20 protein-coding genes and 1 pseudogene are annotated in these 21,216 nt (G+C 74.3%); 15 read left to right on the top strand and 6 right to left on the bottom strand.

All coding sequences use genetic code 11. The features are described 5' to 3' along the window. The first annotated feature begins 34 nt into the window (after nt 1-34). From FHX73_RS43390 to FHX73_RS43365, 6 genes are all read left to right on the top strand, one after another. Entirely contained in the window at nt 35-769 is a 735-nt protein-coding gene (locus FHX73_RS43390; protein ID WP_145911646.1) for a response regulator transcription factor, read from the top strand. Further along, nucleotides 766-2,145 (top strand): sensor histidine kinase, encoded by a 1,380-nt coding sequence (locus FHX73_RS43385; protein ID WP_145911645.1) that lies wholly within the window; start codon nt 766-768, stop codon nt 2,143-2,145. The genes FHX73_RS43390 and FHX73_RS43385 overlap by 4 nt, the downstream gene beginning before the upstream one ends. A gap of 668 nt (nt 2,146-2,813) precedes the next feature. Further along, nucleotides 2,814-3,788 (top strand): FAD:protein FMN transferase, encoded by a 975-nt coding sequence (locus tag FHX73_RS43380; RefSeq protein WP_145911644.1) that lies wholly within the window; start codon nt 2,814-2,816, stop codon nt 3,786-3,788. Continuing rightward, a complete protein-coding gene (locus FHX73_RS43375; RefSeq protein ID WP_145911643.1) occupies nt 3,785-4,498 on the top strand; it encodes a ferric reductase-like transmembrane domain-containing protein in 714 nt (237 codons plus the stop codon). The genes FHX73_RS43380 and FHX73_RS43375 overlap by 4 nt, the downstream gene beginning before the upstream one ends. Beyond that, the gene (locus tag FHX73_RS43370) at nt 4,495-5,811 is read left to right on the top strand and encodes an NADH-ubiquinone oxidoreductase-F iron-sulfur binding region domain-containing protein (RefSeq protein ID WP_145911642.1); all 1,317 of its coding nucleotides are present in this window, start codon (nt 4,495-4,497) and stop codon (nt 5,809-5,811) included. The genes FHX73_RS43375 and FHX73_RS43370 overlap by 4 nt, the downstream gene beginning before the upstream one ends. A gap of 5 nt (nt 5,812-5,816) precedes the next feature. Beyond that, entirely contained in the window at nt 5,817-6,026 is a 210-nt protein-coding gene (locus FHX73_RS43365; protein ID WP_145911641.1) for a ferredoxin, read from the top strand. Nucleotides 6,027-6,341: 315 nt separating this feature from the next. On the opposite strand, the gene FHX73_RS43355 is transcribed toward FHX73_RS43365, so the two are convergent. Further along, entirely contained in the window at nt 6,342-6,857 is a 516-nt protein-coding gene (locus FHX73_RS43355) for an RICIN domain-containing protein (protein ID WP_170305345.1), read from the bottom strand. A 381-nt stretch (nt 6,858-7,238) separates the two neighbouring features. On the opposite strand from FHX73_RS43355, the gene FHX73_RS43350 reads away from it, so the two are divergent. From FHX73_RS43350 to FHX73_RS43335, 4 genes and pseudogenes are all read left to right on the top strand, one after another. Beyond that, nucleotides 7,239-7,442 (top strand): helix-turn-helix domain-containing protein, encoded by a 204-nt coding sequence (locus tag FHX73_RS43350; RefSeq protein ID WP_211786522.1) that lies wholly within the window; start codon nt 7,239-7,241, stop codon nt 7,440-7,442. A gap of 52 nt (nt 7,443-7,494) precedes the next feature. Then, complete coding sequence (locus tag FHX73_RS43345; RefSeq protein ID WP_170305344.1) at nt 7,495-8,010, top strand: RES family NAD+ phosphorylase; 516 nt, start codon at nt 7,495-7,497, stop codon at nt 8,008-8,010. Nucleotides 8,011-8,051: 41 nt separating this feature from the next. Continuing rightward, a complete protein-coding gene (locus tag FHX73_RS43340; protein ID WP_170305343.1) occupies nt 8,052-8,540 on the top strand; it encodes a toll/interleukin-1 receptor domain-containing protein in 489 nt (162 codons plus the stop codon). A 217-nt stretch (nt 8,541-8,757) separates the two neighbouring features. Next, nucleotides 8,758-9,038 (top strand): annotated as a pseudogene (locus FHX73_RS43335) (helix-turn-helix domain-containing protein); the annotation flags it as partial. A gap of 219 nt (nt 9,039-9,257) precedes the next feature. Here the strand turns inward: FHX73_RS43335 and FHX73_RS43330 are convergent. Next, nucleotides 9,258-9,854 (bottom strand): hypothetical protein, encoded by a 597-nt coding sequence (locus FHX73_RS43330; RefSeq protein WP_145911636.1) that lies wholly within the window; start codon nt 9,852-9,854, stop codon nt 9,258-9,260. 146 nt (nt 9,855-10,000) lie between these two features. Here FHX73_RS43330 and FHX73_RS43325 point away from each other — a divergent pair, with 146 nt between their 5' ends. After that, nucleotides 10,001-10,573: a suppressor of fused domain protein gene (locus FHX73_RS43325; protein ID WP_145911635.1), complete on the top strand. Its 573-nt coding sequence runs from the start codon at nt 10,001-10,003 to the stop codon at nt 10,571-10,573. A gap of 31 nt (nt 10,574-10,604) precedes the next feature. Here the strand turns inward: FHX73_RS43325 and FHX73_RS43320 are convergent, their stop codons facing one another. Together FHX73_RS43320 and FHX73_RS45910 are read right to left on the bottom strand one after the other, a co-directional pair. Then, on the bottom strand, nt 10,605-11,282 hold the full coding sequence (locus tag FHX73_RS43320; protein WP_145911634.1) for a class F sortase: 678 nt from the start codon (nt 11,280-11,282) through the stop codon (nt 10,605-10,607). Next, nucleotides 11,269-11,958 (bottom strand): hypothetical protein, encoded by a 690-nt coding sequence (locus FHX73_RS45910; protein WP_211786521.1) that lies wholly within the window; start codon nt 11,956-11,958, stop codon nt 11,269-11,271. The genes FHX73_RS43320 and FHX73_RS45910 overlap by 14 nt, the downstream gene beginning before the upstream one ends. Before the next feature lie 563 nt (nt 11,959-12,521). On the opposite strand from FHX73_RS45910, the gene FHX73_RS43310 reads away from it, so the two are divergent. Continuing rightward, nucleotides 12,522-13,637, top strand: coding sequence for a hypothetical protein (locus FHX73_RS43310; protein WP_145911633.1), 1,116 nt, complete (start codon nt 12,522-12,524; stop codon nt 13,635-13,637). Between the two features lie 79 nt (nt 13,638-13,716). On the opposite strand, the gene FHX73_RS43305 is transcribed toward FHX73_RS43310, so the two are convergent. Next, nucleotides 13,717-15,324: an FAD-binding oxidoreductase gene (locus FHX73_RS43305; protein WP_246214249.1), complete on the bottom strand. Its 1,608-nt coding sequence runs from the start codon at nt 15,322-15,324 to the stop codon at nt 13,717-13,719. 170 nt (nt 15,325-15,494) lie between these two features. Here FHX73_RS43305 and FHX73_RS43300 point away from each other — a divergent pair, with 170 nt between their 5' ends. Together FHX73_RS43300 and FHX73_RS43295 are read left to right on the top strand one after the other, a co-directional pair. Further along, on the top strand, nt 15,495-16,943 hold the full coding sequence (locus FHX73_RS43300; protein WP_145911632.1) for an NAD(P)/FAD-dependent oxidoreductase: 1,449 nt from the start codon (nt 15,495-15,497) through the stop codon (nt 16,941-16,943). A gap of 81 nt (nt 16,944-17,024) precedes the next feature. After that, entirely contained in the window at nt 17,025-17,663 is a 639-nt protein-coding gene (locus FHX73_RS43295) for a LysE family translocator (protein WP_145911631.1), read from the top strand. Between the two features lie 22 nt (nt 17,664-17,685). Here FHX73_RS43295 and FHX73_RS43290 read toward each other — a convergent pair whose 3' ends face one another. Continuing rightward, a complete protein-coding gene (locus FHX73_RS43290) occupies nt 17,686-20,550 on the bottom strand; it encodes a helix-turn-helix transcriptional regulator (RefSeq protein ID WP_145911630.1) in 2,865 nt (954 codons plus the stop codon). 266 nt (nt 20,551-20,816) lie between these two features. Here FHX73_RS43290 and FHX73_RS43285 point away from each other — a divergent pair, with 266 nt between their 5' ends. Further along, nucleotides 20,817-21,161, top strand: coding sequence for a recombinase family protein (locus FHX73_RS43285; protein WP_145911629.1), 345 nt, complete (start codon nt 20,817-20,819; stop codon nt 21,159-21,161). Nucleotides 21,162-21,216 lie beyond the last annotated feature (55 nt).

Genomic DNA, 21,216 nt, shown 5'->3' with positions numbered 1-21,216 from the left:
CGTCCGGCGGCCCCCGGCGCTCTACGCTGGGGCAATGGCACAGGTCCCCGAAGCCCCGGCAACCCCCGCACCGCTCTCCGTGCTCGTGGTGGAGGACGACGAGGGGATCGCCGCCTCGCTCGGCCGGGGCCTGGCCCGGGAGGGCTACGCGGTCCGCCACGCGGCGACCGGGACGGAGGCGCTGCGCACCCGGCCGGTGCCCGACGTGGTGCTGCTCGACCTCGGCCTGCCGGACCTGGACGGGGTGGAGGTCTGCCGACGGCTGCGCCGCGAGTCGGACGCCGCGATCATCGTGGTGACCGCGCGCGGCGAGGAGGCCGACCGGGTCGCGGCGCTCGACGAGGGCGCCGACGACTACCTGGTCAAGCCGTTCGGGCTGGCCGAACTGCTGGCCCGGCTGCGCGCCGTGCTGCGGCGCACCCGGCCGACCGCCGCCGAGCTGCTGGTGCACGGCCCGCTCACCCTCGACCCGCGCACCCACCGGGTCGCGGTGCACGGGCGGGAGATCGCGCTGACCCCCAAGGAGTTCGACATCCTGCACTGCCTGGCCGTCGATCCGGGCCGGGTGGTGACCCGTCAGGAGATCCTGGAGCGCGCCTGGGACGCGCACTGGTACGGGCCCACCAAGGTGCTCGACGTCCACATGGCGGCGCTGCGGCGCAAGCTGGCCGTGGACGGGCTGATCGAGACCGTCTACGGCCGCGGCTTCCGGCTCGCCGACCCGGCCACCCTGACCGGCACCGACCACCCCGCGGGCCCCACCCCGTGACCCGGCGGATCGCGCTGAGCGTGCTCGCGCTGGTGAGCGCGCTGCTGGTGCTCGCCGTGGTGCCGCTCGGCATCACCATGACCGACCGGGAGAGCGACTCCTTCCGCGAGCAGACCGCGGCCACCGCCCGGTCGATCGCCGCGGCGGCCGAGGAGCACCTCTCCGACGGCCGCAGCGACGCCGACGCCGCCGAGCAGCTCGCCCGGGCCGCCGAGCACGGCAGCTGCGCGCAGCTCTACGACGCGCACGGTGCCCAGGTGCTGGCCACCCCGTGCCGCCCGGCGGCGGTGCCGGCGGACGCGGTCGCCCAGGTGACGGCCAGTGGGCAGCAGCAGTCCCTGCGCCAGGACGACCGGTTGACGCTGGTGGTGCCCGTCGGCGACGCCGTCCCCGCCTCCGGCGCGCTGGTGCTCTCCCGCTCGACCGCCGACCTGGACGACCGGCTGATCACCATCTGGACCTGGCTGGCCGTGTGCGGACTGGGCGCGCTGGCCGCCTCCGTGCTGGTCGCGGTGCAGCTGGCCCGCTGGGTCGGCCGGCCGCTGGCCGAGCTGGACACCGCCGCCGCACGGCTCGGCGAGGGCGAGCTGGCCGCCCGCGCACCGGTGGGCCAGGGCCCGCCGGAGGTGCGGCGGGTGGCGGCCACCTTCAACGCGATGGCCGCCCGGACCGAGAACCTGATCCACGGTCACCGCGCGGTGATCGCCGACGTCTCGCACCAGCTGCGCACGCCGCTGACCGCGCTGCGGCTGCGGCTGGACCTGCTGACGGCGGATGCGCAGGGCGACACCGCCCAGGAACTCGCCGGCGCGCAGCACGAGGTGGCCCGGCTCTCCCGCCTGGTGGACGGCCTGCTCGCGGTCGCCCGGGCGGAGCACTCGGTCCCCCGGACCACCCCGGTCGCCGTCGGCGAGGTGGTGGCGGAGCGGATCGCCGCCTGGGAGCCGCTCGCCGAGGAGCGCGGCGTGCGGCTCTCGGCGCGCGGCCCCGCCGACCTGACGGCCCAGCTCGCCGCCGGGGACCTGGAGCAGGTGCTGGACAACCTGTTCGCCAACGCACTGGACGCGGTGCCCCAGGGCGGCCGGATCGAGGTGCTCACCCGCCGCGCCCCGGAGCAGGACGCGGTACTGCTCTCGGTCGCGGACAACGGCCCGGGCATGGACCAGGAAGCCCGCGACCGCGCCTTCCGCCGCTTCGACACCGGCAGCCCGGGCGGCACCGGCCTGGGCCTGGCCATCGTGCACCGCCTGGTGACGGCCGGCGGCGGCCAGGTCGCCCTGGAGCCGACCCCGGGCGGCGGGCTGACGGTCCGCCTGCAGCTGCCCGCCGCCCCGAACGGCCGCACGCCGCGCCGCGGGCGGCGGCAGCAGCCGTGACCTTGCGGGCCAAGCGCCCGGCCAGGTGGGCGGGCCCGGCCCTTGCCAGTTCTTAGGACTTCCTGAACCGGAATCCGACGCTCTGCGTCGCACCCTGGACGGTCAGAACAGCGACTCAGCGCAGCGACCAGGGTCAGGAGCCGGCATGGAGCAGTCCGAGCAGCACCCCGACCTGCGGTCCCACCTGCACCGCCGGAACCGCTCGGTCCGCCGGGTGGGGGCGACGACCCGCTGGGTGGCCGTGGCGGCCGCCGCCGGCTCGGTGGCGCTGGCCACCGGGTACGCGCAGGCGGCGAGCGGCGGCCCAGCCGGCGGCGGCGCGCGGCCGGCGGCGCCGTCGAGCCCGCCGCCGGTACCGACGCCCGTCTCGACACCAACCCCGGTGCCGACGCCGACCCCCACACCGACCCCGACGCCGACTCAGGCCGCCCCCTCGCCGACGCCGACGCCCACACGTGCACCGGTCCCCGCGCCACGCCCGAGCAGCACCCCTGCGCGCCCTCGGCCGGTGCCCGTTCCGGTGCCCAGCACGGCTGCCCCGGTACCCGTACCCGTGCCGGCGCCCACCAGCGCCGCACCCGTACCTGTCCCGCAGCCCGTCGTGCCGCAGCCGGTGGCGCCGCCGCCCACGCCGGTGCCGCAGCCGACCCACACCACCACGGGGGATCGTGACCGGGCAGGCGCGGTTCGAGGTCTTCGGGACCACGGCGCACCTGGTGGTCACCGAACCGGACCGGCTCGTGCGGGCGCTGCGGCTGCTGCGGGCCGAGCTGGCCGCGATCGACGCCGCGTGCAGCCGGTTCCGGCCGGACTCCGAACTGTCCCGGGCCAACGCCTCCCCCGGCACCGTGATCCGGGTCGGCCCGCTGCTCGCCGAGGCGCTGGAGGTCGCCTGGCGGGCGGCCGAGAGCAGCGGCGGCCTGGTCGACCCCACGGTCGGCACGGCGGTCCGCGGGCTCGGCTACGACCGCAGCTTCCACGACCACAACTTCCACGAGCGCAGCTTCCACGAGCGCAGCTTCGCCGCGCTGCGGCCCGAGCAGCTCGGGCCGCCGGTCACCGCCCCCGCGCCCGGCCACCACCGGGTCGACTGGGACCCGCAGACCCGCCTGCTCCGCCTGCCGGCCGGGACCACCCTGGACCTCGGCGCCACCGCGAAGGCGTGGGCGGCCGACCGCACCGCGCGCCTGCTCGCCGAGGCCGTTGGCTGCGGCGTGCTGGTCAACCTCGGCGGGGACCTGGCCGTCGCGGGCGAGGTCCCGGCGGGCGGCTGGCGGATCGCGCTGGCCGAGGACCACCGCGCCGCGCCGCCGGACGCCCCGGTGATCGCCATCCGCGGCGGCGGGCTGGCCACCTCCGGCACCACCGTACGCACCTGGCGGCGGGCCGGCCGGCAGCTGCACCACATCGTCGATCCGCGCACCGGGGGCAATCCGCCCGGGTGCTGGCGGACCGTCAGCGTGGCGGCCGCGAGCTGTGCGGACGCCAACACGGCCGCCACCGCGGCGATCGTCGCCGGCCCCGGGGCGCCGGCGATGCTGCGCCACTTGAACCTGCCCGCCCGGCTCACCGCACTCGACGGCACGGTGACCCGGCTCGGCGGCTGGCCCCAGGACTCCCCCACCCAGCGAGGTGCCGCATGACCTCCGCCCTGCTCGCCAGTGCCCCCAGCCCGCTCTGGTACGCCACCCGGGCCGGCGGCACCGTCGCGCTCGTGCTGCTCACCGCCACCGTCGCGCTGGGCATCGCGGTCGGGGGCCGCTACCTGCCCCGGCGGCTGGCCCGGTTCGAACTCACCGCGCTGCACCGCAACCTGGCGGTGCTGACCCTGGTCTTCCTGGCCCTGCACATCGTCACCGCCGTGCTGGACACCTTCGTGCACCTGGGCTGGTGGATCACCGTGGTGCCGTTCGCGGCCTCCTACCGCACGCTCTGGCTGGGGCTCGGCACGGTGGCCTTCGACCTGCTGCTGGCGGTCGCGCTGACCAGTGCGACCACCGGGGTGCGGATGCGGCTGGGGCAGCGCCGGTGGAAGGCGGTGCACTGGCTGGCCTACGCCTGCTGGCCCATCGCGCTCTTCCACGCCGCCGGCACCGGGACCGACACCCGGGCCCCGTACCAGCTGGCGATCTACGCGGCCTGCCTGCTGGCCGTGCTGGCGGCCGTCTGGTGGCGGCTGGTGCGGGCCGGCCCCGGGCGGGCCGTGCTGCGCCTGGGCGCCGGGCTGGCCGCGCTCGCGGTGCCGGCGGTGCTGATCGGCTTCCTGCACCTGGGACCGCTGGCCCCCGGCTGGTCGCACCGCGCAGACGCACCCGCCCCGATCATCACCGTCACTGAGGGAGCACGCGGATGACCATCGAGACCGTGCGCCTCACGGACGGCTCGCTGCCCGGGCCGTTCGGGACCCGGCTGCTGGCCGGCTGGTTCGCCACCGGCCGGGCCGCCGGCCTCGCCGACCACCTGGACCGGTACGGCCCGCCCCCGGAGCACCCGGCCGAGGCGCTGCTCCGGGCGGTCGAGGAGGCCGGACTGACCGGCCGCGGCGGGGCGGCGTTCCCGACCGGCCGCAAGCTGCGCGCGGTGGCCGCCGGCCGGGGCGCGCCGGTGGTGGTCGCCAACGGCATGGAGAGCGAGCCGGCCAGTGCCAAGGACCGCACGCTCCTCCAACTCGCCCCGCACTTGGTGCTGGACGGCATCGCGCTGGCCGCCCGCGCGGTCGGCGCCCGGGAGGCCCACCTGTGCGTGGCCCGGCCTCGCACCGAGCAGGCGGCCGAGCTGCGCGCCACGCTGGCCGAGCGAGCCCGGCACGGCCTCGACCCGGTGCCGGTGCGGCTGCACGAGCTGCCGCACCACTACGTGTCCAGCGAGGAGAGCGCCCTGGTCAGCTGGTTGAACGGCGGCGACGCCCGGCCGACCGCGACGCCGCCGCGCCCGTTCGAGCGGGGCGTGGGACGGCGCCCGACCCTGGTGGACAACGTCGAGACGCTGGCCCACCTGGCCCTGATCGCGCGGTACGGCGCCGCCTGGTACCGCGCGGCGGGTGCGCCCGACGCGCCCGGCACCACGCTGGTGACGCTGAGCGGGGCGGTGCCCGGGCCCGGCGTCTACGAGGCGCCGCTGGGCAGCCGACTGCGCGAGCTGCTGGATCTCGGGGGCGGGCCGAGCGAGCCGCTGTCGGGCGTCCTGGTGGGCGGGTTCTTCGGCAGCTGGCTGCCACCCGGCGCGCTGGACGTCCGGTTCACCAAGGCAGAGTTGGCGGCGCTCGGCGCGGGCCCCGGGGCCGGGGTGCTGGTCGCGCTGCCCGAGCAGGCCTGCGGGCTCGCGGAGACGGCGGCGGTGCTGGCCTTCCTGGCCCGCAACGGCGCGCAGCAGTGCGGCCCGTGCCGGTTCGGGCTGCCGGCCGTGGCGGAGGACTTCGCCGCGCTCGCCGCCGGCCGGCCGGACCCGGCGGTCGCGGCGCGGCTGGAGCGACGGGTCGGGCTGCTGGCCGGCCGCGGCGCCTGCCGCCACCCGGACGGCGCGGCCCGGCTGGCCGCAACCGCGCTGCACACCTTCGCCGGGGACGTCGAGCGCCACCTGCGCTCCGGCCCGTGCCCGGGCGCGCACCGACCGCCGGTTCTCGACGTGCCGGTCGGCGCCGTGCCCGCGCCGGACGAGTGGCGGTGAGCCGGGTGACGCGACGTCAGGGAATGGTGCTGCGCCTCGACCGGATCGCCTGCGAGGGCCACGGCGCCTGCGCCGAACTGCTGCCGGAGCTGATCTCACTGGACGAGTGGGGCTACCCGATCCTCCATCAGCCCGAGGTCCCCACCGACCTGACCGGCTACGCCCGCCGCGCGGCGGCCGCCTGCCCGGTGCTGGCGCTGCGCTTGACCCGCTGATCGTTTCAGCACGAGGAGCCCGACAGCCGGCGTGCTGCCGTGCGGCTACGGGTCAAGCACGGTCGTGCACTTGAGCCCAGACGTCGCCGCCGCACGCCCAGGTCCACAGCCAGTGCCGCAGTGACGGGCTCGCGTTACGGAGGCCATCGTGCGGGTCTTCGCCCCAGCTGGGCTCCCACCCGTCCACATCGAAGGTTGAGCGAGTGCTCGGGGACGAGAGTCGGTTCGGGACGTGTCTGACGCCGGGCTGCCGGCACCCGGCCAGGCCAGTGCTGACCAAGCCGGGTGCCGCGTCTACCAGCTGCTCGGCTCAGCTCAGGCGAGCGTGAACTGCTGGTTGGAGTTGCCGTCGCAGGTCCACTGGTCGATGCCGGCCCCGTCGTTGACGCTGCCATCCCAGACGTCGAGGCACTTACCCACGAAGGTGTGGATCTGGTAAGTGCCGTTGTTGGTCGGCACGAGCGTGAACTGCTGGTTGGAGTTGCCGTCGCAGGTCCACTGGTCGATGCCGGCCCCGTCGTTGACGCTGCCATCCCAGACGTCGAGGCACTTACCCACGAAGGTGTGGATCTGGTAAGTGCCGTTGTTGGTCGGCACGAGCGTGAACTGCTGGTTGGAGTTGCCGTCGCAGGTCCACTGGTCGATGCCGGCCCCGTCGTTGACGCTGCCATCCCAGACGTCGAGGCACTTACCCACGAAGGTGTGGATCTGGTTAGTGCCGTTCGAGTTGGCGGGCGCGGCCGTGGCGACGCCCGGAACCGCGGAGGCGGCTGACGCGGTGAGGGCCAGGACGGCCAGGGCACGCAGCCCGGTCTTGGCGGCAGAACGCATGATCTTCTCCTCATTTCTGGAAGGGAAGTGCTGACACAGGGTGTCCGTGCGCGTACAGACACGCCCATGGGCAGGGCTGGGGGGCGATGAGGCGCCGCAGCGGATGCCCATTGGTTGATCGCGGACAAGCAGAACACCGTGCCCGACATCAGCACCAGGAAGAAGGACAGGAAGAACCACCGGAAGTTCGGCCGGAAGAACCGCGCCCGCTCGAAGCGCAAGGATCTGCCGGGTAAGCGACAGGGACACACAGCGCCGTCCGCGCGGTAAGGCCTCATTCGATTACCGGTGAGTAGGATCCGGTGTGCGGCGCTTCACTGGGAGTCCCTAGCGGGGTACGTCTGGGACGCCTCCGGAGGCTGGGGAAGTGGGGGTGGGCGGGTGACGGCGTTCGGTGAGATGTTGCTGGAGTTGCGCCGGGTCGCGGGGCTGACGCAGGAGGAGCTTGCCGTAGCCGCCGGGCTGGCGGCCCGCTCGGTCCAGGATCTGGAGCGGGGGCGGCGGGAGCGCCCCCAGCACCGCACGGTGCAGCGGCTGGAGGAGTCGTCCGCATGCGGCCAGGCTTTCGGAACCATAACGTGGTGATATGAATACGACGCCATGGCCGATCGAATCCCTGCCATCACAGGAAACTCAGGTGGGATGGCGCCTTCATAGGCGCAATTACGATCCGGAATTCTATTTCCGCGGGCCCGCCCGATTCGTGCCAGACCAGCCAGAAACAGGAGTCCTGTACCTGGCCCCGGACGAGGTGAATGCGACATTTGCATTCATCGGAGGCCTGAAGGTCATCCGAAGCTCCGACCTGGAGAGGTACATTCTCAGCGAACTCCGGTTCCCAACTCCACTTCGCCTGATAGATCTCACCTCCCGAGATATTCCCAGAATGGGATTCCCGCTTCGGGAGCTCGTCGAGTCCGAAGATTACACGCTGGGCCAGGACTTCGCGACAGTCGCGCTCGAGTCCGGATTCGACGGAATCGCCTTCCCCGCGGGCCCCGGTCGACTATTTGCAGTCTTCGGCGAGGTCGGAAGTACCAGGTATGCCAAAGTCGCCAGAGATACTCTCATCCCCGATGAAATCCTGAAGAAGCTGGGCGTCGAAGTGCTGCCCGATCCAGAGTCGGGCAGCCGCCGGGTGGGCGTGTCATGACCAGCACTGTTCCCGCACTCGGACCTACGGGACCCGCCCCCGTGGTGTTCGTCTCCTACTCCTGGGACAGTGAGCCACACAAGCTATGGGTGCGCGAGGACTTTACCAACGGGCTGAGGTCCCTTGGAGTGGACGCGGTAGTGGACGTCCATGGAACTAGCTACGGCGATTCTCTCGATGACTTCATGGAACGACTTGTCGAATCATGCAACCATATCGCGGTGATTTGCACCCCAAACTATGCCGATAGAGCCAGGAGGGACGCCGGCGGCGTCGGCTATGAAAAGGTCCTCATAAAGAGATTCATGGCTTCAGCCGAGCCGGGCCGGCGAGTGATTCCAGTGCTTCGCGATGGCGATGGCCATTCCGTTCCCCCATTCCTGGGGAGTCGGCTGTGGGTAGACATGCGCAATGACGCTCTGACGCCTGTAATGCTCGACGAGCTTGCCGCATTGTTCTATGGCCGACAGCTTTATGGAGCCGTCACTCTTGCGGAACCTCCGGACTGGCTCAAGAAGCTGATTGCTTGACATTTCTCAGCCGACACGTGGTGCGCTCTCTCGATATGACGGCATGCCGAGATCGACGGCACGTTGAGGATTCGTGTTCTGCATGTTGAGTTGCGTGAGCTTGGCCTCCGCACCGGCGAGGCTGACTCCGAGTCCTTCGATCTCGCCGAGCCGGCCTTCGCGCTTGGCCTCCTCGATTCGGGCGAGATGAGGTTGTCATGGATCTCGGCAAGGCGGGATCACTGGGCGGGGTCGGGGCGGAGCATCGAGTGGTGCAGTCACGGCGTCGGAGCCGTCCTGGAGAGCCCCGTTCACCGGGTTGAGCCCGTGGGACTTCCGCAAGCTGGTTACGGCACTGCGCCGTGAGGGCGCCGAAACCGTCGGGCCGGGCCGACCCTGGAGTCTGCCGTTGGAGAACCGGGTTCTGCTGGTCGCCGCCTACGGCGCACGAACCTGACGCTACGGCAACTCGCGCCGCTGTTCGGCGTGCCCAGGTCGACGGCCGGCCGGATCATCGACGACAAGCGAGTCCGAGCCCGTGTCGAAGCCCTTGGCGCCGAGGTGAGGCGGAGCGTCGAAGATGGCCGGGCAGATGATCGAGCAGGCCCTGGTGAGCGACGTCGCGTCGAACGATCACCGGCTTGATACCGCGCGTCCAGGGCGGACGTCCTCCCAGACCGCGGATCGGCGGTACTGCGTCGCGCGGGGGCAGCAGCCGGCTGATGTCGTGACGAAGGGTCAGGATCGCCAGGCGTTCGCCAGGTGCTCGCCCGCGAGGCCGAGGGCGGTGCCGACGGCCAGCGCCAACGCGATCAGTGCCCAGCGGCGGGCGGCGCGGGGGACGGGGCGGTTGAGCAGGCGGGCCAGTTGCGGGAGGTTGAGCAGTACGTGCAGGGAGGTCAGGGAGATCCAGCCGACGAAGGCGAGCTTGTGCAGCAGGAGCACCGGGACGGAGCCGGTGTTGCCGCCGGTCAGGCCGAGGGTGAGGCCGGTGGCGAAGACGGCGAGGGTGGCGGCGATCAGCAGGGGGCCGAGCAGTCGGCGGGCGAGCGGCGGCGGGCCCTGGCGCCGGTAGGCGGGGGCGCCGGTGTAGTAGCGGACGAAGCGGTAGGCGGCGCTGGCGAGTTTGAGGCAGACCGGCGCGGTGAGCAGCAGTCCGACGAAGACGTGGATCTCCACCCGGCGGGTGATGGACAGGATCGTCCAGCCCTGGACGGCGAGCAGCAGCACCAGTAGGACGCCGGTGGTGGCGGTGAGCCGGGCGTTGGCCTCGGGTCCGCCGCGGGCTCTGCGGCCGGCTCGGTCCACCTGTGCTGCGTCACTCGTGAGGGTCACCAAGCCGTCCTCGGGCCGTTCCCGGCGCGGCCGGCCGAGCGTGCCGCGCTGCCGGCGGGCTGCCGGGCGGTCAGCAGTGTGCCTGACGGATGGTTAAGAACTGGTTCAGTACCGGCCGGTCGGTGCGGTGGTGCAGGCTGGGCCGCATGTCGAGTCGAGTGGAGAAGTTCTTCGCCCACCTGGAGCGCGTCACGGCGGAGGCCGAGCCGCGGTTCCTGCCGACCCCGTCGAGCAGGCCGGGGTTGCCGGGGGTGACCTCCGTGGTCTACCGGGGACTGCCGGAGCCGGGGATGCTGACGGCGGTCACGTACGGCCTGTCGCTGGCCGAGCACGCGGCCTGGCGGCACGGGAGGCCGGAGCTCTGCCTGAGCGTCAGCTCGCCGGACGAGGGCTGGGCGCACGCGCTCGGGTTCGTGGCTGAGCGGATGCGCGGGGTCTGCCCGTTCTCGTACGGGGACGTGGTGGATCTCGGGGAGCGGATCTGCGGGGAGTCGCCGATGACGGCGTTCGTGGTGTTCGCACCGGCGGTGCTGGCGAAGGAGGACTGCCTGCGCATCGACGTCTCGGCGCCCGGGCACACGGGGCCGGACCTGGTGAACGTGCAGGGCGTCTACCCGATCCACGAGGTGGAGCGGCAGTACGTGGCGGAGCGGGGGTTCGGGGCGCTCTGGCAGCACGAGTGGGACCCGTACGACGTCCAGCGGCCGCCCGTGGTCTGACGGCGCGTCGGCCGGCACGGGCCCGCAGGGCTCAGCCGATCCCCGTCAGGTGGGCGAAGACGACGGTGTTGGCCTGGTAGCCGGTGCGGTGGTCGTAGTGGCCGCCGCAGGTGATCAGGCGCAGTTCGGGCCGGCCGGTGGCGGCGTAGACCTGGGCGGTGGGGAAGTCGGCCTTCGGGTAGCTGCGGACCGCGTCCACGGTGAAGGTGACGGTGCGTCGGTCCTCGCGGGTGAGCGTGACGGTGCTGCCGGGGTGCAGGCGGCCGAGCAGGAAGAAGACGCTGGGGCCGCGCCGGTCGTCGACGTGTCCGACGATCACCGTGGTGCCGTTCTCGCCGGGGGTGGCGCTGCCGCGGTACCAGCCGGTGAGGTCGTGCCGTTCTGCGGGCGGGGTGGTGAGCCGGCCCTGGTCGTCCAGGCCCAGCGGGGTGACGGTGGCGTTGAGTTTGAGGGCCCGGATCCGCAGTCGGGCCGGGGGTGAGGGCGGCAGTACGGGGCCGCGGCTCGGGGCGGGCGTGGCGGTGCCCGGGGCGGGGGTGCTCGGGGCGGGGGCGCTGGGCACGGGTTCGGGCTGGGGCGGGCCGGCGGGGGCGCTGGCGCCGTCGGTGATCAGCCAGCCGCCGCAGAGCAGTGCCCCCGCCGCGGTGGCGGCCGTCAGCCGGCCGGCACCGCGGCGTCGTCGGGCGGGACGGCGGTCAGTGGTCGGCATGACGCCTGGCGCGCCGGCGGGCCCGGGCGAGCAGGGCGCCGGCCGCGGCGACCAGCGCGGCTCCGCCGGCGATCTCGGCGCGGCCGGAGCTGCCGCTGGCGCCGCCCTCACCGGCGCCGACCGGGCCGTTGGGGGTGCGGCCCGATCCGGGGCGCTGGCTGGGTCCACCGCTGGGTCCGCCGCTGGGCGCTCCGCTCGGACCGCCGGAGGGGCTGCCGGAGGGTCCGCCGCCGGTCGAGGGCGAGGAACTGCCGCTCGGCGACGGGCTGCCGCTGGCGCAGTCGACCGTGAAGACCTTGTGCTTGGCGCTGCCGGGCGCGCCGACGGGGTACCAGTCCAGCTTGTAGTGGCCGTCCGGCAGGCTGAGGTGGCCGGTGTGGCCGATGCCGCCGGCCAGCAGGATGCTGCCGTTCAGCACTTCGGCGGTGCCGGTGGGCGGCTGCTGCTCGATGGTCCAGACCGCCGCGGTGACGGTGTCGAAGGTGAAGGCGTCCAGGTAGAAGCCGCAGACCTTGGGTTCGTCGGCCTGGTCGCCGACGGCCTCGGTGGTGGTGTGGATCTTCACGTCGCCGGCGTCCCCGGGGGCGGCGTGCGCCGGGACGGGGAGCCAGGTGAGTGCGGCGGCGGTGGCGGTGGTCGCTAAGGTCTGGGCGATCCTGCGGGGTGTCGTGTGCATCGGCTGAGCCCTTTCTCAGTGCGCCGGTGTGCCGACGTGAACGGGCCCGGCGTTAGGAAAAACTGATGATCCGACAGTTAGTCGGGTCCGGGATCGAGCGTGCCCGACGGACACCGGACCACCCGGCCAGCGCGCCGTCGCGCCCGCCCCGGTTCAGCCGTTCGGTCCACTGGCGCGGGCCGCGACCCCACGCGGCACTGATCCACCGTCACCGCGCGATCACCCGCCGCATTGACCGGTCAAACCAATCACTAAAGCTCACGCAAGAGTGTTGACTCGGTCACGACACCACTGATTTCCTTTACCGCAAGCAAGCCGCCGGGGACCCGATGCCCGCAGGTCAACAGCCTGTCAGCACACGGAGCTTGGCGGATCCAGTCATCCGCCTCGGCGGCAGCACGGCTTGCACGGGTAAAGACCACGCCATGGCCCTGCCGGGGCCGCGGCGCACCCCGGCACGCCCGCAGTTCCGCCGCCGGACGCGATCACTGATCTTGCGTCATCGCCCCGGCCGCACCACCGACCCCCTCGGTGCGGCCGACCGACGAGAGGAACTGCTCACGATGGGTACCCCCACGCTCCGCGGCTCGGCCCGCGCCGCCTTCACCGGTGTCGCCGCCCTGTCCCTCGCCGCCGGAGCCTTCCTGGCCGCCACGCCCAGCGCGGTGGCGGCCGGTGCGCACAGCCACCCCGGCGCCGTCCCGTTCCTGGGCCAGGCCGCCGCTGCCCGGGACCACGCCGCCGCGCAGGCGGGCACCGCCGCCACCGGCCCGAACACCCTCGCCTACGGCGGCGGCATAGACGGGGTCGGCGTCAACGACGGCCACTCCAAGGTCTACCTGATCTTCTACGGCACCCAGTGGGGCAAGAAGGGCACCGACAAGAACGGGAACGCCACCTTCACCGGCGACCCCGACGGCGCCGCGCCGGTCACCCAGCAGATGTTCAAGGGCATCGGCACCGGCGGCGAGAAGTGGTCCGCCGACCTGACCCAGTGGTGCGACGGCAAGAACGTGAAGACCGGCGCCACCAGCTGCCCGTCGAACGCCTCGTTCGTCCCGTACCAGAAGGGCGGCGTGCTGTCCGGCGTCTGGTACGACAACTCCGGTGCCTCGCCGCAGGGTTCGACCGGCAACCAGCTGGGCCAGGAGGCGGTGAAGGCGGCCAAGCACTTCGGCAACACCTCCGCCGCCTCGAACCGGCACACCTACTACGTGATCCTCTCGCCGCACGGCACCGACCCGGACGGCTACCAGGACCCGAACACCGGCTACTGCGCCTGGCACGACTACACCGGTGACTCCACCCTCACCGGCGGCGCCGTGACCTCCCCGTACGGCCCGCTGGCCTTCAGCAACCAGCCGTACAACATGGACATGGGGCAGAGCTGCGGCGTCGGCTTCGTCAACAAGACCGGCGGCACGCTGGACGGTTGGACGATGACCCTGGGCCACGAGTGGCACGAGATGATGTCGGACCAGTTCCCGGCGGGCGGCTGGACCAACCAGCAGACCGGCGCCAACAACGGCGAGGAGAACTCCGACGAGTGCGCCTGGCTCGCCCCCGGCACCGCCGGCGGCGCCGCCATGGTGGGCATGGGCACCGGCAAGTTCGCCGAGCAGGCCAGCTGGTCGAACGACACCAACTCCTGCGCCATCTCGCACGCGATCCTGCACTGACCCCGTCCTGACGCCCGGGCAGCCCCGCTTCACCATCCGTGAGGCGGGGCTGCCCGTCGTCATCGCGCGCGGCGGCCGGTCAGAGCGGCACCGACTGCGGGAAGCGGAACAGGCCGCCCGGGTCGTAGCTCTGCTTGACCCGGCGCAGCCGGGCGGCGTTGGCGCCGTAGTAGGCCTGCTCCCAGCCCGTCAACTGCGGGTCGGCGTAGTTCTGGTAGGCCTCGCCGCTGGCGTACGGGCGCAGGCCGGTCCACAGGCCGTTCAGCCAGTCGCGGGACTGCGCGACGCCGGTGCCGTCGGGCGCGAAGTTGGCGGTGTACTGGGCCAGGAAGAGCGCGCCGCGGTGCACGAAGGCGGTGTCGCCCGGGGCCACCCGGTTCACCGCGCCGCCCAGCGCGTCGAAGGCCACGCCCGCGCTGCCGCCCTGCGGTGCGGTGTGCGCGTAGCGCTCGACGGCGGCGACCAGCGCGGTGGCGCCGGCCTGCGGGATCGGCCGGGTGAAGAAGTCGGAGCGCGCGGCGTAGGACTCCCGGGTCAGCCGGCCCGCCGGGTTCTGGCCGGGCAGGGTGCCCGGCAGGTGGGCGGCCGCCTGGCTCCAGCCCGCGACGCCGCCCATCTCCTGCATGGTGTCCAGGTAGGGCTTGGTGTGGATCGGGGCGGCGTTCGGCGCGACCGCCAACCGGTCGATCAGGTTGCCGAGTTCCCCGGCCGGGCCGAGGTAGACGACGGTGCTGCTGAGCTCCAGTTTGCCGCCGGGCCAGGCGAGCAGGTGCAGGTCGGCCCAGAGCTGGTCCGGCGCGGTCGGTGCCCAGGCCTGCCAGGCCGCGATCACCTGCGCCGCGGACGACCAGGGCCAGGAGAGGAAGGCGTAGCTGCACTCGGCGGCGGGCCGGGTGCGGAAGTCCAGCGAGGTGACCACGCCGAAGTTGCCGCCGCCACCGCCGCGCAGCGCCCAGAACAGCTCGGGCTCGCTGTCGGCGGCCGCCCGCAGGATCCGCCCGTCGGCCGTCACCACCTCGGCGCCGGTGAGGTTGTCGCAGGTCAGCCCGTAGGTGCGGCAGGTCACGCCGACGCCGCCGCCGAGGGTCAGCCCGGTCACCCCGACGCTCGGGCAGGTGCCGGCGGGGATCGTCACGCCCTGCGCGCCGAGGTCGGTGTAGACGTCGATCAGGCGGGCGCCGGCGCCGATGGTCGCGCCGCCGCCGCTCGCGGTGACGCCGTTCAGCTTGCCGACGTCCAGCACCAGTCCGGGGCCCGCCGACCAGCCGCCGTAGCTGTGGCCACCGCTGCGCAGCGCCAGCGGCAGCTGGTAGCGGCGGGCGAACCCGAGTGCGGTGGCGGCGTCCTGACTGTTCGCCGGGTAGACGACGCCGGCCGGCCTGGTCCCGTCGTACTGCGGCTGGTAGACGCGGGCGGCGGCGGAGTACTGGGCGTCGCCGGGGCGGACCAGGGTGCCCTGGAGGTCCTTGGCCAGGGCGGTCCAGTCGGCCGGGCCGGCCGGGCGGGTGGGGGACGCGGACACGGTGCCTCCCGGCGTGGCGGAGGTGCCTCCTGGCGTGGCGGAGGGGGACGCCGAGCGAGTGGGGCCGGGGCCGCAGCCGGTCAGCGCCGCCGCGGCGGCCGCGCCGGCGCCCAGCCGCAGAAGGGCGCGCCGGTCCACCGCCGGTGCCTGGATCTCTCGGGTCATGGTGCCGCTCCGCCTGGTGTGTCGGGTTCGCAGGGTACGACGCCGGGGCGGGAACGGGCGGTTGCACACGGCGGGACCGGGACCGATCGGATCCGCCCTGACCGGATCGGCCCGGCGCGGCACGCGTACGAACCCCTTTGCCGGGACAGGGATGACACCGAAGGTCAGGGGTGTCGAGAGGGGTCGGCGTGCGGCGGGTGGCGACGGATGTGCTGGTGCTGGGCGACGGGGTGCTGGGCCGGTCGATCGCCTTCGCGCTCGCGGGCGCGGATCCGGGCCTGCGGGTGGCGCTCGCCGGGCGGCGGGCCGCGGGGGCTTCGGCTGCGGCGGGCGCGATGCTGGGCGTGCTGGGCGAGGTGACGGCGGCCGGTCTGCGCACCCGGCACGGGCGGCTGCGGCTGGGGCTCGCCGTGGAGGCGGCCCGGCGCTGGCCCGCCTGGCGGGAGCGGGTGCGCGAGCGGGCCGGCGCCCGGGCGCCGCTGCGCGACGGGTACGGCGCCGGCACCTTCGTGCTGCTGAACGCCGTCTCCGGGCGGCTCGACGAGCAGGCCTTCGCGGCGATCGGCGCGGCCGGGCACGAGCACGGGCTGCCGGTGCAGGAGGTCGATCCCGCCGACGTTCCGGCCCACCGCCCGCTGGAGAACGACCGCGCGCTGCGCGCCCTCCACCTGCCGGCCGAGGCCTACCTGGACGCCCGCCGCTGGCTCGCCACCCTGGACGCCGCGCTCGCCGCGCTGCCCGGCCTGACCCGGGTGCCGGCCGGCCGGCTGCGCACCGACGGCGCGGGCTACGCGCTGCACCTGCGGGGCGCCGTGCTGACCGCGCCCACCCTGGTGCTGGCCGCCGGCGCCTGGACCACCCCGCTGCTGGAGGCGCTCGATCCGCGGCTGCCGGTGCTGCCGGTGGTCGCCGCCGAGGGCACCGCCGTGACGCTCGGCGCGCCGGCCCCGCTGCCCGCCGTGCTGCGCACGCCCAACCGCGCGTACGCCTGCGGCCTGCACGCCGTGCCGCAGGCGGACGGGAGTTGGTACGTGGGTGCCTCCACCGCCCCCGCCCTGGCACCGGGCGGCGAGCCGACCGCCGGGGCGCTGCGGTTCCTGCTGGAGGGCGCGCTCGGCCAACTGCACCACGGGCTCACCGGGGCCCGGGTGCGCCGACTGCACCACGGGAACCGCCCGGTCGGGCTGGACGGCCACCCGCTGCTCGGCGCCACCGCGCGGCCCGGCCTGTGGATCGCCACCGGCACCCACCGCGACGGGCTGCACGCCTCCCCGCTGATCGCCGAGGAGTTGGCCGCCGCGATCCTGCACCACCGCCCGAGCAACTGGCTCGCGCCGTGGCACCCGGACCGCTCCCCCGTGACCGACTGGACCCGCGAGGCGGCCGTCGAGGAGGCCGCCGTCCAACTCGCCGCACTGGCCGCCGAGTCGCGGATGCGGCCGCCGCTCACCGGCGCCTGGCCCGAGCTGCTGGTGGACGGCTACCGGCGGCAGCTGGGCGAGGCCTACGACCGGCTGCCGGAGGGCCTGGTGCTGCCGCCGGAGCTCGCGCCGCTGGCCTACGAGCAGGGGCCGGAGCTGGCCAAGCTGATCGAGCGGTACCTGCGCGGGCCGCGGTGACGGTCCGTCAGCCCGGTGCGCTGTCCCCCTGGCGGACCCCCGCGGCGGGGCGCCGATCCAGCACCGATAAGCTGAACATCCATGACAATCAGCACCGCACTGTGGTCGTTCTCCCTGGTCGTCGGGCTCCTGACCCTGACCCCCGGACTCGACACCGCCCTGATCCTGCGCACCTCGGCGCTCGGCCACCGACGGCGGGCCTGGGGCACCGTCCTCGGGATCCAGACCGGCACCCTGGTCTGGGGCGGCTTCGCCTCGCTCGGCATCACCGCCCTGCTGACCGCCTCGCACCTGGCCTACGAGACGCTGCGCTGGACGGGCGCCGCGTACCTGGTCTGGATGGGCATCCGGATGCTGCTCAGCACCCGGCGCGGCCGCGCGGCCGAGGCGGCGCCCGAGGAGGCGCCGGTGCCGCTCGCGGACACCGTGGCCGGCGGCTGGCGCCAGGGCACCCTGACCAACCTGCTCAACCCGAAGATGGGCGCCTTCTACGTCGCCCTGCTCCCGCAGTTCATCCCGCCGGGCGCACCGCACCTCGCGATGGGCCTGCTGCTCACCAGCGTGCACATCCTGCTGGGCCTCACCTGGTCGGCCGTGCTGATCGCCTTCACCCGCTCGCTGCGCGGCTGGCTGCGCAAGCCGCAGGCCCAGCGCCTGCTGGACCGGATCACCGGCACGGTCATCGTGGGTTTCGGGATACGGATCGCGCTCGGCGAGTAGCCGCACGGCAGCTGACGAGCCATCAATCACCCCTGGCGAGGCGGGCCCTGACGTCTTTTCGGGAGACGTCGAGCTTCTCCAGCACGTGCGCCACGTGGTGCTCGACGGTGCGCGGGGAGAGGAACAGGGCTTGGGCGATCTCCTGGTTGCCCAGGCCCTGGGCCAGGAACTCGGCCACCTGGCGTTCGCGCGGCGACAGTTGCCGGCCGTAGCCGCGGCGGCCCCGGCCGGTGGTCCGGGGCTGGCTGAGCTCGCGCAGCGCGTGCTGGCAGCGGGCCAGGTCGGAGGTGGCCCCGAGCTCGTCGAACGTCTCGGCGGCCGCGGCGAGTTCGGCCGCCGCCCGGTCCGGTTCCGCGGCGGCCAGCGGGCCGGCCAGCCGCTCGGCGGCGAGCGCCTCGTGGTAGGGCCGGCCGATCCGCTGCCAGGTGTCCCGGGCCGCCTCGAAGCACCGCACCGCCGCCGCGTCATCGGACCCGAGAGCCAGCAGGCCCTGGGCGAGCAGGAGTTCGGCAGTGGCGGCGGGCGCGTCGCGGCCCCGCAGGCCCTGCTCGGCCTCGGCTACGAGGCCCTGCGCGCCCTTGCGGTCGCCGCGGGCCAGCGCGGCCTCGACGGCGACGGCGACCAGGCCGGTGCCGCGCGGCCAGGCCCGCACCCGGCGCAGCTCGGCCAGCGCCGGCTCGGCCACCGCCCAGGCCCGCTCCGGCTCCTTGCGGGCCAGCAGCACGCCCACGGCGCCGGTGGCGGCCCGCAGCGCGGGGGTGGTGGTGAACTCCTTCTCCCGGGTCTCGGCGACCACCCCGAAGTGTTCGAGCGCGCGGGCCCACTCGCCCCGGGCCGCGGCCATCAGCCCGCCGGCCAGCCGCCGCTCCTCCTCGGCCATCACCAGGTCCGGGTAGTCGCGGGCGAGGGCGGCCATCCGCTCCTCCAGTCCGGCCCACCGGCCGGCCAGCAGTTCCAGGCGCAGCCGGTCGATCAGGATGTAGCCCTCGATCTTGGGGGCCAGCGCCCGGCGGCCCAGGTCGATCGCCTCGTCGAGCAGCTCGCCCGCCCGCCGGTCGTGGCCGAGCTCGATCGCCAGGTCGCCGACGTTGTAGAGCGCCCGCACGGTGTGCCGGCGCACCTCGGGGTCCTCGCAGCCGCGGGGCAGTTCGTCCAGCAGCGGCCAGACGGCCGGGTCGCCCTCCCGGGCGAGCAGGTTGAGGCGGGCGGCGCGGATCGAGGCCCGGGCCGGTTCGTCGCAGCCGCCCTGACGCTCCGTCCGTTCGGCCCGGTCGAGCCAGGCACTCGCGTCGCGCTTCTCGTCGATCGCCAGGGCCACCATGGCCCGCACGGCGCGCGAGGGCCGGTCGGCGAGCTCCTCGACGGAGCGTTCGATCTCGCGGAAGCCGGCCCGGTCCTGGCCCTGGTTGACCAGCAGCAGGCCCAGGCCCAGGCGGATCTCGCCGCGGTCGGGCCCCGGCAGCCGCGGGTCGGCGAGGATCCGGCCGAGGATTCGGGTGCTGTCGGCCGCGTCGGCGACGTCCACGACCATCCTGGCCAGCGCCAGGGCGGACCAGCTGCGCAGCGCCGCCGGCAGGTCGTCCTGCTCCAGCAGCTGGCGCAGCAGCCCGGCGGCGGTGCCCAGGTCGTCCACCTCGACGGCCTGCCGGGCGGCGGCCTCGGCGGTGGCGAGCCAGCCGTCGCGGTCGCCGACCGCCTGCAGGTGGTGGGCGATCTGCACCAGCGGCGGCGGGGTGTGGGCGCGCAGCACCTCGATCGCCCGGCGGTGCAGGCGGGTGCGGATCGGGGCGGGTACGCGTTCGTAGGCCACCTGCCGGGCCAGCACGTGGCGAAAGGCGTACCGGTCCGGGCCGCTCTCGCGCAGCGCGCGGGCCTGCAGGGCCAGCGCGAGGGCCTCGGTGCTGCGCTCGGGCGCGATCTCGGCGACGGCGGCCAGCAGCGCCTCGGCGGCCGGCACGGCCAGCACGGCGGCCGCGTCCACCAGGGCGGCGCTCTCCTCGGGCAGGCCGGCCAGCCGTTCGCCGATGGTCTCGCGCAGCGCGGCGGGCACCGGCGTGCGGTGCAGGTCGGTGGCGAGGGCGGCCGGGTCGCGCGGTTCGCGCTCGACCAGCGTGAGCAGGTCCTCCTCCACCACCAGCGGCAGGCCCTCGCTGCGGCGGAACAGTGCACGGACCAGCGGGGGGCTGCTGTCCGGTCCGAGTGCGGCGCCGGCCAGGTCGGCGACGTCGTGCTCCAGCAGCGGGTGGAGCTGGATGGTGGCGCCGGCCAGTTCGGGCGGGCGGCGGTAGGCGGAGCCGAGGACGTGTTCGCCCGGGGAGAGGTCCTGCGGCCGGTAGGCCAGCACCAGGCTGAGCGGGGCCGGCATGTCGCGGGCCAGCACCAGCAGCAGCTCCCGGGTGGCCAGGTCGGCCCAGTGCAGGTCGTCGATGACCAGCACCACCCGGCCGATCGCGGCCAGCAGCGAGCGCACCGCCTGGATCCGCAGCTGGCGTTCGGCCGGGGCGTCGCCGGGGTGAGGCGGTGGCGGCGGGAGGTGGTCGGCCAGGTCGGGCAGCAGCGGGGCCAGCGCGCCGGCCGTCGGCGGGATCCGGGCGACCGGCGGCAGCCAGGGGCCCGCCTCGCGCAGCGCGTCGGTGACCGGCCCGAACGGGATCGGTTCGCGCAGCGGGTGGCACAGGCCGGTGAGCACCGGGCGGCCCTCGGCGGCCAGCGCGAGCACGGCCTCGCGGATCAGCCGGCTCTTGCCGATGCCGGCTTCGCCCTCGATCAGCACCACGGCGGGCTCGTGCCGCACGGCCTCCAGCACCCGGGCCAGCTCCCGGCGCCGGCCGACGAAGCCGAAACCGGGGCCGCCGGCCGGGCTGCGGTCGGCGAGCTGCTGGGCCATACTGTGCCGTCCTTGTCACGTACGGTGAGGCGATCGGGTGCCCGCCGCCCCGCCCTTCCGAGTCTGGCCGGGGTCGCGTCCGGTGACAACGCGAGATCGGCGCAGCTCAGCGGGGTTGGACGGGCGAGTACCCAGCGCTCCCACCGTCGAATGGGTGCCGCTACCTATTGTCGAACACCGGGTCGGCGGCTTTGCTGGGAAGTGCCACCGGTCGGCCCAGGCGATCGTCCTCGGACCTCCGGTCCCCTTGTCCGTCCGGAGTGAGCATGAGCGCCACCACCGACCACCTCCCCACAACGACCCCGCCGCGCACCGCGGCGTACCTGAGGTGCTTCCCCTTCGACCACTTCCAGATGACCCCGCACCGCAACGCCGTGCTGGACCACGCCCAGGCGCTGGCACTGCCCGCCCCGGCGATCTTCATCGACAACGGCCGGCTGGCCTCGCAGGCGCTGCCGGAGCTGCAGCGGCTGCTGCGGGCAGTGGCGAGCGGGTTCTTCGGCGTGGTGCTGCTGCCCGGGCTGTTCGTGCTCTCGCTGGACGAGGCGGTGGCCCGCTCGATCGTGCGCGCGCTGGCCGGTCACGGGTGCCAGGTGATCGTGCTGCCCTGACGGGACGTCAGCCGAGGGCATTGACTAGCACATGTCAGCGAGAATCTGACCGAGA

The organism is Kitasatospora viridis, assembly GCF_007829815.1.
Lineage (GTDB): Bacteria > Actinomycetota > Actinomycetes > Streptomycetales > Streptomycetaceae > Kitasatospora > Kitasatospora viridis.
This window is presented reverse-complemented; position numbering and strand designations above follow the sequence as displayed.

Coding starts and splice junctions, on each gene's coding strand:
- FHX73_RS45910 (WP_211786521.1), bottom strand. CDS start 11,958: ATGCACACGACACCCCGCAGGATCGCCCAGACCTTAGCGACCACCGCC.
- FHX73_RS43320 (WP_145911634.1), bottom strand. CDS start 11,282: ATGCCGACCACTGACCGCCGTCCCGCCCGACGACGCCGCGGTGCCGGC.
- FHX73_RS43355 (WP_170305345.1), bottom strand. CDS start 6,857: ATGCGTTCTGCCGCCAAGACCGGGCTGCGTGCCCTGGCCGTCCTGGCC.
- FHX73_RS43285 (WP_145911629.1), top strand. CDS start 20,817: ATGAGCGCCACCACCGACCACCTCCCCACAACGACCCCGCCGCGCACC.
- FHX73_RS43305 (WP_246214249.1), bottom strand. CDS start 15,324: ATGACCCGAGAGATCCAGGCACCGGCGGTGGACCGGCGCGCCCTTCTG.
- FHX73_RS43325 (WP_145911635.1), top strand. CDS start 10,001: ATGTCGAGTCGAGTGGAGAAGTTCTTCGCCCACCTGGAGCGCGTCACG.
- FHX73_RS43370 (WP_145911642.1), top strand. CDS start 4,495: ATGACCATCGAGACCGTGCGCCTCACGGACGGCTCGCTGCCCGGGCCG.
- FHX73_RS43310 (WP_145911633.1), top strand. CDS start 12,522: ATGGGTACCCCCACGCTCCGCGGCTCGGCCCGCGCCGCCTTCACCGGT.
- FHX73_RS43295 (WP_145911631.1), top strand. CDS start 17,025: ATGACAATCAGCACCGCACTGTGGTCGTTCTCCCTGGTCGTCGGGCTC.
- FHX73_RS43390 (WP_145911646.1), top strand. CDS start 35: ATGGCACAGGTCCCCGAAGCCCCGGCAACCCCCGCACCGCTCTCCGTG.
- FHX73_RS43375 (WP_145911643.1), top strand. CDS start 3,785: ATGACCTCCGCCCTGCTCGCCAGTGCCCCCAGCCCGCTCTGGTACGCC.
- FHX73_RS43290 (WP_145911630.1), bottom strand. CDS start 20,550: ATGGCCCAGCAGCTCGCCGACCGCAGCCCGGCCGGCGGCCCCGGTTTC.